Raw genomic sequence first — 13384 nt, 5'->3', positions numbered from 1 at the left:
CGGGCCGGCCGGCTTCAGGCCGGGACCATCAGAACCACTGCTTGTAGCGGCGCACGTAGATCGTCTTGACGATCTGCGCGAGCAGGATATAGCCGACCATCGTCGCGGCGAGCCACAGCCAGAAGGTGCCCGGCAGGTGCATGAAGCCGAGCGACTCCGCGAACGGCGAGAACGGCAGCCAGCAGCCGATCGCGATCGCGGTGAACGTCGACAGCAGCACCGGCAGCGCGGCCGTGCTCTGCAGGAACGGGATCTTCTGCGTGCGCAGCAGGTGCACGACGAGCGTCTGCGACACGAGGCTCTCGATGAACCAGCCCGAGTTCATCACGATCTGGCCGCCCGCACCGCCGTTCAGGTGATACATCGCACCCGCGCCGAATACCGTCCACATCAGGATGTACGTCGTGATGTCGAACACCGACGACGTCGGCCCGACCCACAGCATGAAGCGGCTGATGTTGCCGGCTTCCCACTTGCGCGGCTTCTTCAGGAACTCGGGGTCCATCTTGTCCCACGGCAGCAGCATCTGCGACGTGTCGTAGATCAGGTTCAGCACGAGCAGCTGCGTCGCGAGCATCGGCTCCCACGGCAGGAACGCGCTCGCGACGAGCACCGAGAACACGTTGCCGAAGTTCGAGCTCGCGGTCATGTTCAGGTACTTCAGGATGTTGCCGAACGTCTCGCGGCCCTTGATCACGCCTTCCTCGAGCACCATCAGGCTCTTTTCGAGCAGGATGATGTCGGCGGTTTCCTTCGCGATGTCGGCGCCGCTGTCGACCGAGATGCCGACGTCGGCGTCGCGCAGCGCGGGGGCGTCGTTGATGCCGTCGCCGAGGAAGCCGACCGTGTGGCCGTTCGCCTGCAGCGCCTTGACGATGCGTGCCTTCTGCAGCGGCGTCAGCTTCGCGAACACGGTCGTGCGTTCGACGACCTGCGCGAGCGTCGCGTCGTCGAGCGCTTCGATCTCCGTGCCGAGGATCGGCTTGCCGGGTTCGAGGCCGACCTGGCGGCACACCTTCATCGTGACGATCGGGTTGTCGCCCGTCAGCACCTTCACGGCGACACCGTTTTCGCGCAGCGCGGCGAGCGCCGGTGCGGCCGATTCCTTCGGCGGGTCGAGGAAGGTCAGGAAGCCGCGCACGACGAGGTCGTGTTCGTCGGCGGTGCGGTACTGCTGGCACTCGTCGCCGCGCGGGATCGTGCGCGTCGCGAGCACGAGCACGCGGAAGCCGTCCTCGTTGTACGCGCTCGCCTGTTCGAGCAGCCGCTTGCGCGCGACGAAGTCGAGCGGACGCACGCCGTCTTCATCCTGCACGTGCGTGGAGACGGCCAGCATCTCCTCGACCGCGCCCTTGCAGATCAGCAGGTGCGTGCCGCGCGTATCCTCGACGACGACCGACAGGCGGCGCCGGACGAAGTCGAACGGCAGTTCGTCGATCTTCTTGTAGCCCTGCGGCTTCACGCGCTCGCCGATCTCGTCGGCACGTGCGACGACCGCGATGTCGATCAGGTTCTTCTGCCCGCTCTGGTGGAAGCTGTTCAGCCAGCCGAGCCGCAGGATGTCCTCGTTCTTGTGGCCCGACAGGTCGAGATGATGCTCGAGGATGATCTTGTCCTGCGTGAGCGTGCCGGTCTTGTCGGTGCACAGCACGTCCATCGCGCCGAAGTTCTGCACCGAATTCAGGCGTTTCACGACGACCTTGCGGCGCGCCATCGCGACCGCGCCGCGCGCAAGGTTCGCGCTGACGATCATCGGCAGCATCTCGGGCGTGAGGCCCACGGCCACCGCGAGCGCGAACGTGAGCGCGCTCAGCCAGTCGCCCTTGGTCAGCCCGTTGATCATGAACACGATCGGCACCATCACGAACATGAACTTGATCAGCAGCCAGCTCACGCTCGCGACGCCGCGGTCGAAGCTCGTCTCGATGCGCTTGTGGCTCACGACGTTGCGCGCGAGCGAGCCGAAGTAGGTGTCCTCGCCGGTCGCGACGACGACGGCCGTCGCCGTGCCGCTGACGACGTTGGTGCCCATGAAGCAGACGTTCTCGAGATCGAGCAACGATGCCGACGTATCGGTCGCCGCACCGGCCGCGCGCGTGCCGGCGGATTTGCCCGCGACCGCGCCGAGCGTGTCGTACTTCTCGACCGGCAGCGCCTCGCCGGTCAGCACGGCCTGGCTGATGAACAGGTCGCGCGACGTGAGCAGGCGCACGTCCGCCGGGATCATGTCGCCGGCCGACAGGTGCACGATGTCGCCGGTCACGACTTCGCGCATCGGCACCTCGCGGCGGGACGGCTCGGACGTGTCGGTCACCGCGCGCTGCACGGTCGCGGTCGTGCGGACCATCGCCTTCAGCTTCTCGGCCGCGCGCAGCGAGCGGAATTCCTGCACGAAGCGCAGCAGCGCGCTGATCGTGACCATCGTCAGCAGGATCGTCATGCCGACGTAGTCGCGATCGTCGGGTGCGGCGAACCAGACGTCGGTGAAGAAGCTGATGGCGGCCAGCACCAGCAGCACGTAGACGAACGGGTTGTGGAACGAGAGCAGCAGCTGGCGGGTCCAGTGCGGCGGCTTGTCGTGCGCGATTTCGTTCGGGCCGTCGTGCTGCAGGCGGCCGGCGGCCTGGTCGTAGGTGAGGCCGCGCGTGCTGGTATTCAGCGACTTCAGCGTGTCTTCGAGCGGACGGGCCGCTTCCTGCGCGGCGCGCATGATGCGCGGTTCGTTCTGCGGGCCGGCGCCGGCCTTGATGAAGCCGCGTTGTTTCTTGTGCGAGGTGTTGTGTCGTGTTGTCATGAGTCGCTCCTTGCGCACGAGGCGGCGGGCGGGGAGCGACCGTGACGTTATCGACGCACGAGCGCTCCCCGCCGCGTCGCGTCAGGCGCGATCGGCTGTGGATCGGTGATGGCGGGAACGCTCGCCGGCGCGTGCGGTGCGGCCGGAGGGGCGATGCGCGGCGTCGCACCGGCGAGCGGTAATCGACTACTGTCGTCCGAGTTCATCTGCACTCCTGTCGGTTGCGGGTAATCGGCGCGGGCGATCGAAGGCGACGCGCGCACGAAGGCGCGCGGCCGGACGGCACGCGAACGGAAGGCGCGCGCGGCTGACGCTGCGCGCAACACGAACGCACGCGCGCGACGGCGCGGCGCGTGCGTTCGACAACATCGAAAATTCGGCGGGAGATCTGGCCGATCAGGCCGGAAGGGCGCCGCATCCTGCTTCCCGGGATGCGGCAGAAGACGAGGCTCTGCGCGTTTTCCTCAGGCAGCAGTCAAGTTGGTCAGGCACCAACTACAACTCGCATCGGTGTTCACAGAACACTCCATGTAATTAGACGGGAGCGATGGTAATGGGTCGCTGTGCGAAGCGTCAACCCTTTTGTCGGTCGTTATTTCGGGAAACATGATCGGGGTGATGTGTGCGTGGCGCAGCCCCGGATTGCCGCGAATGAAACGGCCGCGCGCATGCGTGATCGGCATGCGCGCGGCCGCGTGGAAGCAGGGGCGGGTTACTGGCCGGCTGCCGCGATGGCGGCCCCTGCGTCGACAATGCCCGAGCCTGCCGGCATCGCGGTGCACGACGTGCCGGCCGCGAGCTTGGTCGTGCGCGCACCGCCTTGCAGCTTCTGCTGGATCTGCGCGGGCGTGAGGGTGCCGTTCACCGACAGCATCAGCGCGGCGACGCCCGACACCTGCGGCGTCGCAAGGCTGGTGCCGTTCGCGAGGCCGTAGGTGTCCGAGCCCGGCGTCGTGGTGCCGGTGTTCGACGTCGACAGGATGTTGACGCCCGGCGCGCTCAGCGAGACATCGGCGCCGAAGTTGCTGAACGACGCACGGCGGCCGGTCGCATCGGTGGCGCCGACGCTGATCACGCCGCGGCAGTTCGCAGGCTGGTCGAGCCCGGTCGACAAGCCGTCGTTGCCGGCTGCGACGACAACGGTCACACCCTTCGCGGTCACGTCGTCGATGGCCTGCTGGAACGTCGTGCTGCACGCGCCGACACCGCCGAGGCTCAGGTTGATGACCTTCGCGGGGCGCGGGTTCGTCGGCACGCCGTTCACCGGGATGCCGGCTGCCCAGCGCATCCCGTCGGCGATGTCGCTCGTCACGCCGCCGCACTTGCCGAGCACGCGCACCGGCAGGATCTGGCTGAGCCATGACACGCCGGCGATGCCGGTGCCGTTGTTGGCGGTCGCGCCGATCACGCCCATCACGCGCGTGCCGTGCCAGCTGCTGTCGCTCGGCTGGCTCGCGCAGTGATAGTACGGGCCGTTTGCGTTGTCGAGTTCCTGTTGCGTGACCCAGTCGCCCGGATCGGTTGCGTCGGGGTTGCGCGTCAGGCCGTTGTTGCTGGTATTGACGTTGCTGATGAAGCTGTATCCGGACAGCACGTTGCCCATGAGGTCGGCATGCGGCCGGTAGCCGGTGTCGAGCACGGCCGTGACGACGGTCGGCGAACCCTTGGTCACGTTCCATGCGGGCGGCAGGTCGATGCCGGCGGTCGGGTCGGACAGGTACCACTGCTGGTTGTAGAGCGGATCGCTCGGCGTGTCGCGGATCTGCATCGGGTGATCCGGCTCCGCGTAGTCGACGTCCGAATCGGCCGCGAATGCCTGCGCGAGCGCGGCTGCGTCGGTGGCTGCCATGCGCTGGCCGAGCGACAGCACGGCCGCGCCGTTCGAGATCGTCCGTTCGACCTGCACGTTCACCGGGGCTTGCCCGACCGTGCTCGCATAGGCGCGTGCACTGCCGGCGACCGGTGCCGTCCAGCGCGTCATCGAGCGCTGGATGACCGCGTCGAGCCGCGTCCCGTTGTCGATGGCCGCCATCGCACGCGTGGCCGTCAGCGTCTTCAGCTTGACGATCAGGTGATCGATCGGCGCTTCTGCCGGCGCGGCCTGCGCCGCCATCTGCACGGCGGCCTGCTGCGTCGCGCATGCATTGTTGCCGGCCGAGGCGGGCGGGGTCGTCGGAGTGCCGGGAGCGGGCGTCGGGGTGGGGGCAGGTGCCGGTGCCGGCGCCGCGTTGGAAGAAGACGGGTTGCTGCCGTCGCCGCCGCCTCCGCCGCCGCAACCGGCGAGGGGCAGGAGGGCGGCGGCGGACAGCATGCCGGCGAGCATGCGCGCATGTGCGGAGCGCGCCAGCGCAAGATTGAAACGCTTGGTTCTCATGTTGAAACTCGATCCTCGTAGATAACCGTCGTGCCGGCGGTGGCGCTGGTCCGGCTGACCCGGACCTTGTCGTTTTTGTCTGGCGGCCGCGGCAAGCTTGCTGCGACGCGCCATGCACTGGGTAACGGCTGGCGCGGCGGCTTCTTGAGTGCGTTTCACGAGAAAAACCGGGGCTGGCGCAAACGATTACGTTGCTGCGCCGCAGCACGAACACGTGTTTGGAACGTATGGCACAGAAGGCGGGGCGAGCCCGCGTGCGGCCGGTCGGGCGAAATGTGCGGTGGGGGCCGGTTTGCGCGGCACGGCAAACGTCTTTCAATGCACGGCCACGGTGGAAGGTTGCTTACGCTTTCCCTGATGCGACGCGAATTTTGTCGGGCGTAGGATCGCGATTCGATCAACGTTTCGTCAGGAGAAAAGCATGGATCGCCGCTTATGCTGGCTGGCCGTCGCGCTGTCCTGTGCGCTGGCGGGTACCGCGCACGCGCAGGCCCTCACCGGCACGCTGAAGAAGATCAAGGACACGGGCGTCGTGTCGCTCGGCATTCGCGAATCGTCAGTGCCGTTCTCGTATTCGGACAACCAGCAGAAGAACATCGGCTATTCGCGCGACATCGCATCGCGCATCGTCGACCAGCTGAAGACGGAATTGAACCTGCCGAACCTCTCGGTGAAGGAGATCCCGATCACGTCGCAGAACCGGATTCCGCTGCTGCAGAACGGGACGATCGATTTCGAATGCGGATCGACGACGAACACGCTCGAACGGCAGAAGCAGGCCGCGTTCTCGAACAGCATCTTTCTTTATGGCATCCGCTTCAGCACGCGCAAGGATTCGGGCGTGAAGGATTTCGCGGACCTGGCCGGCAAGACGGTCGCGACGACGGCCGGCACGTCGGACGAGCGCCTGCTGCGCAAGCTCAACGAAGAGAAGGCGATGAACATGACGATCATCAGCGCCAAGGATCACGCCGAAGCGTTCATGAACGTCACGACCGGGCGCGCGGTGGCGTTCGTGATGGACGAGCCGTTGCTGTACGGCGAGATCGCAAAGGATCGCAACCCGGGCGCGTATACGGTGACGGGCACGCCGCTGGTTCACGAGAATTACGCGTGCATGATGCGCAGGGACGATCCGGCGTTCAAGCGCGTGGTCGACGGCGTGATTGCGAAGATGCAGACGTCGGGCGCGGCCGAGAAGCTCTACGACCAATGGTTCACGCAGCCGATCCCGCCGAAGGGCGTGAGCCTCAACTATCCGCTGTCGGCGGAGATGAAGCAGCTGTTCAGGAATCCGACGGATCAGGCGCAGTATTGACCGGATGCGGTGCTGATCGACATTCGGTAATGCAAAACCGCCGGTGCGTGCCGGCGGTTGCGGTGTGGAAGGCAAGTGGCTGGAACAGCATCAGGTCTTGAGCTCCGGGCCACGCGCGACCGGTATCGCCAGGGACGCTCGAGGTACCGGCCCAAGTCAGGATTCAAGCGGCCGAAGCGGCCCGAAGCGTCTGCTGCAATGCCCGTAGCGGATTTCCGGGTATGCCGCAATCGGCATTCAACCTCGTCCGTGCCAGGGGAATCCGGCGGCATGACGCGACAACAGGCACAATACGGCATTCGACATGACGCACGGGTGTTCGCGGTTCGAACATCGCACGACCGCGTCACCGCTGTCCGACATCCTCCCCAGTCGTCATGAACGCCACGCTCACTCCCGCGCGCGAGTCGAACTCGCCGCGTTTCCTGTTGTTCCTGATCTGCCTGTTCGCGTCCGCGGGCCAGCTCGCAATCGACATCTACGTGCCTGCGCTGCCCGACATGGCACGGTCGTTCGCGACCACGCCGCAGGCGATCCAGTCGAGCGTGTCCGGCTACATGGCCGCCTACGCGCTCGGCCAGCTCATCTTCGGGCCGGTCGCCGACGCATACGGGCGCAAGCGCGTGCTGGCGTTCGGGCTCGTGATCTACACAATCGGCTGTCTGCTGTCGCTCGGCGCGCAGAACCTGGAGACGTTCGTGCTGGCGCGCTGCCTGCAGGGTTTCGGGATCGCGACCACCAACCTGCTCGCGAAGGCGATCATCACCGATTCGTTCTCAGGCCAGGCGCTGATGCACGCGTTCACGTACATGTCGATCGCGTGGGGGCTCGCGCCGATCATCGCGCCGGTGATCGGCGCGCACCTGCAGGAATGGTTCGGCTGGCGCGCCTGCCTCGTGTTCCTGCTGGTGTACTCGCTCGTGATGTGGGCGCTGCTGTGGCGATACCGCGAAACCTTGCCGAAGCCGGTGCATCTCGAGCCGCGCACACTGATGACGAACGCGGGCAAGGTGCTGGCGAGCCCGGTGTTCCAGAGCTGCTTCCTCGCACAGGGGCTGTGCTACAGCATCCTGCTGGTGTTCAACATCGTCGGGCCGTTCATGGTGCAGACCACGCTGCACAAGCCGCCGACCTTCTTCGGCTATCTCGCGCTCGGCATCGGGCTCATGTATTTCCTCGGCGGGCTGTCGAACCGCATTCACGGGCGCGGGCTGCCGAGTGCCGAGCAACGGCTGCGTATCGGCGCGCGCGTGATGGCGGGGGCGTCGGTCGCGATGCTGGTGCTGGCGCTGACCGTCGGGCTGCGCGTGTGGACGCTCGCGACGCCGGTGCTCGTGATGGGTTTCTGCGCGGGCGCGATGTACCCGACGCTGATGGCCAAGGGCAATTCGCTGTTTCCGCATATCGCCGGCCTGACGAGCGCGATCCTCGGATGCGCGCTGCTGCTCGTGTCGTCCGCGATGATGGGGCTGGCCGGTTTCGTGTCGATCCATGTCCTGACGCCGCTCGCGGTCTTCTTCGTCGCGCTGTCCTGCATCGTCGTGTGGATGGTCACCAAGCTGCTGCGGTACCTGTCGCAGCAGCAGGCCGAGGCCGCGCCCGTCGCGTGCGGGCGTGGGGAGGCCGCGTAAATGCCGCCTGTCGACCGCCCCATGAACCCGATTCTGCTGAACCGCGTCGCCCGAACCGACGCCGCCGACCTGATCGCCGCCAATCGCGCGAGCCGGAACCATCATCTGCCGTGGGTCGACTCGTTCACCGACCAGGCGGGATTCGACCAGTGGTTCGGCCGCTGCCTGACGGGGCCGAACGTCGGCTTCGTCGCGCGCGAGCGCACGTCCGGGGCGGTGGTCGGCGTGGTGAACCTCAACGAGATCGTCGGCGGCGTGTTCCAGAGCGCGTATCTCGGGTACTACGGGATGGTGGCGTTCAGCCGCAAGGGGCTGATGACCGACGCCATGCGCGCGGCGATCGGTGTCGCGTTCGGCGAATTTGGGCTGCATCGGCTCGAAGCGAACATCCAGCCGGGCAACCATGCGTCGATTGCGCTGGTTCGGCGGCTCGGCTTCACGAAAGAGGGGTTTTCTCCGCGCTATCTGCGTATCGACGGCGAATGGCGCGACCACGAACGGTGGGCGCTGCTGGCCGACGACGCGCCCGAAGCGCGCGCCTGACGCGCGATACCAGGCAATAACGGGCGACGTTTTTCCCGCCGCCGGCCGCTTGTCAAAGCGGATGCGTCGCGCCGGCCTGCGTGAGCAGCGTAACCGCCGCCGGATCCGGCATCCCGTTCGCGTCGATCGCGCCGGCTTTCGCGAGCGCGACGAGATCGCTGTCGACACCCGGTTGCCCGACCGTGAACGACGTGGTCAGGAACGCCGGCGCCGTGAGCGTGACCGAATAGCGCTGCTGCAGGTTCGTCACCACGGCCGATTGCGCGGCCTGTACGGTGTTCGCGCTGTTCATCGCCTGCTGGTAGCGCGGATTGCCCTGGAAATTGCCGATCAATGCGGCGGTGTTCGTGCCGAGCTGGGCGGCGAGATAGGCCAGCATCAGCTCGGTCTCGGGCGTCGTATTGAACGTGCCGCCCGCGTACGCGAGCGAATGCAGGCTCGTGCCGCCCGACGTCACGGTGACGACGCACGGCAGCGCGGCATTGACCGTCACGCGGTAGTTGCCGCCGCCGTCCGTCAGCGTCGTCGCCGAGCCCGTCACGCAGCTGACCGTCACCTGCGCGCTCGCGAGCGCGTCGCCCGTCGCGGCCGTGCCCGACAGCGCGACGGTTTGCGTGTTGTTGTTGTTGAAGCAGACATCCACGCCGAAGCAGGCATCGCCGTTGCACGCCTGAAGCGCTGCGAGGGTGGCGAGGCAGAGCGTGCCCAGCGCGGGGCGGATGAAACGCCTGGGGTGCAGGTTCATGGTCGCTGGCCTTGAGGAGAGTGGGGCAACCGGCAGGCGCCGACGGTGCGGCACCGTTCACATTCTATGTCCCGAAGCGGGGCGCTGCTTGCCCGTTTCGGTCGTCTGGCCGGCCTGCGGCCGGACGCGGCCGGACGACGAGCGCGTCGTGCAGCGGCACGCTGAAATGACGAGATCCGGAAGTCGGCCGGAAACCTTTCAGTTCCTTTCACAATTGGTTATGCTGCGGGACGATTAAAAACGACGAGAGAACGTGCCGTTCCCGATGGAGCCGGCGCGCCGTTTCCGACATGAATTCGAAACGACAGACGGGCCGGCCGTGCGCGCCGGGCGGCGAAGGCGATCCGGCATCGCGGGCAGGCACGGCCCGAACCGGCATTCGGCACCCACGCGGCACCAAGGGCGTGACCGGCAGGTCCGGCTTCCGGAAGGCCGCTGCCTTGCTCGCGGGCGCGATCTTGCTGTTCGGCGGCACGGCCATCGCGGCGCCGGCCGAAGATGGCAGCGTTGCCGTCGCGGCGTCCATGGCCGCCACGCTTGCCACCCCGGCCCGGTCGGCCTGCACACACGTGGCCGCCGCCGCAGCCTATCCGGTTGCCCCGAAGCCGGAAGCCGCACCGCCGTTGAAAGGCCGCGTGACGGACACGACGGGCGTGCTGAGCGCGGCCTGCGCCTCCGAGCTGACCGACCGCCTCGCCGCGCTCGAACAACGGCTCGGCGTACAGGTCGCGATCCTGCTGGTCGGGTCGACCGGACAATCGACGATCGAACAGTTTGCGACCACCGTGTTCGACCAATGGAAACTCGGCAAGGCCAAGGTCAACAACGGCCTGCTGCTCGTCGCCGCGCTCAACGACCATACCGTGCGGATCGAAGTCGGCTACGGGCTCGAAGGCACGATTCCGGACATCGTCGCGGGCCGGATCATTCGCGAGCGGATCGTGCCGGCATTCCGCGAGAACCGCATTGAAGCCGGCATCAGCGATGCGCTGGACGCGCTGACGCACGAAATGATGCCGGCCGACGTCGCCGCGCCGGAGCAGCCTGCACCCGCCACGGCGTTCGACGGGCGCGACGAAGCATACGAAACGGCCGCGGCGACCGCGACGGATGCCGCGAACCCGCCGCCCCGCGACGCGCGAGCCGGCGGCGAAAAATACCAGTCGAACGGCCTGCCCGAGCGGAAACGCCCGAACACGGGCGGCGTGCGGTTCTGGTTCCTGCTCGGGGTTGCCAACGTCGTGCTCGGCGTGGTCGCGCAGTGGCGCAAGCTGCGCCGCCGGGTGGCGCTCCTGGCCGCCTGGCTCGTGGCGGCCGTCGTGCCGGTCGTGATGCTGCCGGTCGGCGCGATCTTCAACGGCAATCTCGAAGCCATGCTGGGCGCCGCGGCGTTTGTTCCGGCGGCCGCCGGTGTCGGGCCGTGCCTGCTCGGCATCAACCTGTACCTGTCGGCGCGCGTGCGCAAAATCACCGCGATCGTGGGCGGGACGCTGTTCATGATCGTCGCGATCGGGCGCGAAATGGACTATTCGGTCGGGGAAGTGCTGTCCGGCATCTTCGGCGTGCTGTGCGTACTCGCCGTGATCTGGGCGAAGCTGACGGGCAGCGGCTCGTCTTCGTCGTCATCCTCGTCCGGCTCCCGGTCGCAATCGGGTTCCGATTCGTTCCGCGGCGGCGGCGGGTCGAGCGGCGGTGGCGGCGCATCGGGCCGCTGGTAGCGTCCGCGCGCAGCCTGCCTGCGCGCCTGATTCCTTTCACCTGCCGCTCCACCCGGAGCGTTCAACCGGAAACAACCCATGATGAAATGGTTTCGAATCCTGCTCGTGTGCTGCGTGCTGGCCCCGCTCGCGGGGTGCGGCTACAACGCGATCCAGTCGTCCGACGAGGACATCAATGCCGCATGGTCCGAAGTGCTGAACCAGTATCAGCGCCGCGCGGACCTCGTGCCGAATCTCGCCGCGTCGGTGAAGGGCTACGCGTCGCACGAGGCGCGCGTGCTGACCGAGGTGGCATCGGCCCGTGCGCGCGTGGGCAGCGTGCAGATGACGCCGGAGATGGCGAAGGACCCGGCCGCGCTCGCGGCGTTCGACCAGCGGCAGGGCGAGCTGTCCGGGGCGCTGAGCCGGCTGATGGTGGTGTCCGAGCGCTATCCGGAGCTGAAGGCGAACGAAGCGTTTCGCGACCTGCAGACCCAGCTCGAAGGCACGGAAAACCGCATTGCGGTCGCGCGCGGCCGCTACATCAAGACGGTGCAGCACTACAACGTGCAGATCCGCCAGTTCCCGGGCGTCGTGATCGCGAAGATCTTCGGCTACCAGCCGCGCCCGAATTTCAGCGTCGCGAACGAAGCGGCGGTTTCAACCGCGCCGGCACTCGATTTCTCCGCGCAGTCCCAGCCGCAGTCGCAGTCGCAGTCGCAGCCGCAGCCGCAGCCGCAGCCGGCAAAGGCAAACGCGGCCGGCGAGTAAGGCCGGAGCGTCAGGTCGAAACGTCCGACCGAAGCGCGCATTCAGGGCTTGCGCGCGGCCGCCTTCGCGAACGCGCCGCGCACCTCGAAGCCGATCGCGTCGGCAACATTGCCGCGCGCATCGACGAGTTCGAGCCGGTGCCGGCCCGGCCACGGCATCCACGCGATGCGGTCGGCATGCCCGATCACCTTGTCGTCGAGCCGCCACGCGAACTTCGCGGCGTGTCCGGCCGAGCGCTCGAACCAGATCCGCTGATTCTTCGGCGGAATGTCCGGGTCGATCGCGAAGATCGTGCCGTCGGTCGGCGTGCCGATCGTCAGCGGCGCGCGCGCGCCGTCCTTGCCCGGCGTGACGGGGGCGGCGAGCCGGATCGTGTCGACCGCCGTGCCCGCGACGAACCATTCGTTGCGTGACGGTTCGATGTCGCGCTCGAAGGTGATGCGGCGCGTCTCGACGCCGGCCGGCGCGCGCGGCGCGCGGCTCGGCACGTCGCGGTGCAGGTAGCCGACGACGGCCGACCACACCGGCGACGCGCCCGTGACACCCGACACGTCCCACATCGGCGAGCCGTCCGCATTGCCGACCCACACGCCGACCGTATAGCGCGACGTGAAACCGACGGTCCAGTTGTCGCGCATGTCCTTGCTCGTGCCGGTCTTGACCGCCGAGAAGAAGCGCGTCGCGAGCGGATTGTCGAAGCCGAACGTGCGCACGCGCGCGTTGTTGTCTGAGAGGATGTCGGTCACGACGAAGCTGGCTGCCTCGCTGAACACGCGCGTGCCGTCGGCCGCGCGGGCGGGCGAGGCTGCCGATGCGCCGGATGCCGGTGCCGGCGCCGGCCGGTCGACGACCTGGCGGGCGACGCCGCCGTTCGCGAGCGCGCGGTACGCGTTGGTCAGCGACAGCAGCGTGACGTCCGCACTGCCGAGCGCGAGGCTGAAGCCGTAGTAGTCGCCTTCCTGCGCGAGCGGCAGGCCGAGCGCGGTCAGCGTGCGCGCGAAGCGGTGCGGCGTGACGAGCACGAGCGTGCGCACGGCCGGCACGTTCAACGAGCCGCCGAGCGCGCTGCGCACGCTCACCCAGCCCTTGAAATCCTTGTCGTAGTTCTGCGGGATGTACAGGCCGCCGCCGGCGGCGAGGTTGATCGGCGCGTCGTCGAGCAGCGACGCGGCCGTCAGCCGTTTCTCGTCGATCGCCTGCGCGTACAGGAACGGCTTGAGCGTCGAGCCGGCCTGGCGCGGCGCGAGCACGGCATCGACGTCGCGCGCGCTCGACAGCGCGCCGGACGAACCGACCCATGCACGAATCTCGCCGGTCGCGTTGTCGATCACGACGACCGCGCCGTCCTGCACGTTGCGCCGGTGCGCGGGCGCGTTGAGTTCGGTCAGCGCGCGCATCAGTGTGTCGCGCGCGAAGCGCTGCAGCGGCGCATCGAGCGTCGTGCGCACCTGCGCGCCGGCCGCCGGCCGGACCTCGGCCGCGATGCGTCGCGCGAAGTGCGGGGCGAGGGC

9 protein-coding genes are annotated in these 13384 nt (G+C 67.8%); 5 read left to right on the top strand and 4 right to left on the bottom strand.

All coding sequences use genetic code 11. The features are described 5' to 3' along the window. Nucleotides 1–28: 28 nt before the first annotated feature. Nucleotides 29–2794: a magnesium-translocating P-type ATPase gene (mgtA, locus tag ABY44_RS27880; RefSeq protein WP_081072599.1), complete on the bottom strand. Its 2766-nt coding sequence runs from the start codon at nucleotides 2792–2794 to the stop codon at nucleotides 29–31. Between the two features lie 712 nt (nucleotides 2795–3506). After that, nucleotides 3507–5168, bottom strand: coding sequence for a S8 family peptidase (locus ABY44_RS27875; RefSeq protein WP_060173403.1), 1662 nt, complete (start codon nucleotides 5166–5168; stop codon nucleotides 3507–3509). A gap of 421 nt (nucleotides 5169–5589) precedes the next feature. Between ABY44_RS27875 and ABY44_RS27870 the strand changes: the two genes are divergently transcribed. The 3 genes from ABY44_RS27870 (at nucleotide 5590) to ABY44_RS27860 (ending at nucleotide 8660) form a co-directional block, all read left to right on the top strand. Further along, complete coding sequence (locus tag ABY44_RS27870; protein ID WP_049098212.1) at nucleotides 5590–6486, top strand: glutamate/aspartate ABC transporter substrate-binding protein; 897 nt, start codon at nucleotides 5590–5592, stop codon at nucleotides 6484–6486. 377 nt (nucleotides 6487–6863) lie between these two features. Next, nucleotides 6864–8117: a multidrug effflux MFS transporter gene (locus ABY44_RS27865; protein ID WP_027791858.1), complete on the top strand. Its 1254-nt coding sequence runs from the start codon at nucleotides 6864–6866 to the stop codon at nucleotides 8115–8117. A 21-nt stretch (nucleotides 8118–8138) separates the two neighbouring features. After that, nucleotides 8139–8660, top strand: a complete 522-nt coding sequence (locus ABY44_RS27860; RefSeq protein WP_060173402.1) for a GNAT family N-acetyltransferase — start codon at nucleotides 8139–8141, stop codon at nucleotides 8658–8660. A gap of 52 nt (nucleotides 8661–8712) precedes the next feature. Here the strand turns inward: ABY44_RS27860 and ABY44_RS27855 are convergent, their stop codons facing one another. Further along, nucleotides 8713–9405 carry a hypothetical protein gene (locus ABY44_RS27855; RefSeq protein ID WP_060173401.1) on the bottom strand — a complete coding sequence of 231 codons (693 nt, stop codon included), beginning with the start codon at nucleotides 9403–9405 and terminating at the stop codon, nucleotides 8713–8715. A gap of 290 nt (nucleotides 9406–9695) precedes the next feature. Between ABY44_RS27855 and ABY44_RS27850 the strand changes: the two genes are divergently transcribed. Next, nucleotides 9696–11123, top strand: a complete 1428-nt coding sequence (locus ABY44_RS27850) for a TPM domain-containing protein (RefSeq protein ID WP_060173400.1) — start codon at nucleotides 9696–9698, stop codon at nucleotides 11121–11123. Nucleotides 11124–11204: 81 nt separating this feature from the next. After that, nucleotides 11205–11873: a LemA family protein gene (locus ABY44_RS27845; RefSeq protein WP_155637954.1), complete on the top strand. Its 669-nt coding sequence runs from the start codon at nucleotides 11205–11207 to the stop codon at nucleotides 11871–11873. Between the two features lie 41 nt (nucleotides 11874–11914). On the opposite strand, the gene ABY44_RS27840 is transcribed toward ABY44_RS27845, so the two are convergent. Further along, the coding region (locus tag ABY44_RS27840) for a penicillin-binding transpeptidase domain-containing protein (protein WP_431642780.1) at nucleotides 11915–13384 on the bottom strand (1470 nt) is incomplete at its 5' end.

Source organism: Burkholderia sp. ZZQ-2, assembly GCF_050768715.1.
GTDB lineage: Bacteria > Pseudomonadota > Gammaproteobacteria > Burkholderiales > Burkholderiaceae > Burkholderia > Burkholderia cepacia.
The sequence above is the reverse complement of the archived record's forward strand: the minus strand, read 5'-3'. Positions and strand labels throughout refer to the sequence as shown.

Bases quoted from the DNA above. Each gene is read 5' to 3' on its own strand.
- ABY44_RS27870 (WP_049098212.1), top strand. From the start codon at position 5,590: ATGGATCGCCGCTTATGCTGGCTGGCCGTCGCGCTGTCCTGTGCGCTG.
- ABY44_RS27865 (WP_027791858.1), top strand. From the start codon at position 6,864: ATGAACGCCACGCTCACTCCCGCGCGCGAGTCGAACTCGCCGCGTTTC.
- ABY44_RS27850 (WP_060173400.1), top strand. From the start codon at position 9,696: ATGAATTCGAAACGACAGACGGGCCGGCCGTGCGCGCCGGGCGGCGAA.
- ABY44_RS27845 (WP_155637954.1), top strand. From the start codon at position 11,205: ATGAAATGGTTTCGAATCCTGCTCGTGTGCTGCGTGCTGGCCCCGCTC.
- ABY44_RS27860 (WP_060173402.1), top strand. From the start codon at position 8,139: ATGAACCCGATTCTGCTGAACCGCGTCGCCCGAACCGACGCCGCCGAC.
- ABY44_RS27875 (WP_060173403.1), bottom strand. From the start codon at position 5,168: ATGAGAACCAAGCGTTTCAATCTTGCGCTGGCGCGCTCCGCACATGCG.
- mgtA (WP_081072599.1), bottom strand. From the start codon at position 2,794: ATGACAACACGACACAACACCTCGCACAAGAAACAACGCGGCTTCATC.
- ABY44_RS27855 (WP_060173401.1), bottom strand. From the start codon at position 9,405: ATGAACCTGCACCCCAGGCGTTTCATCCGCCCCGCGCTGGGCACGCTC.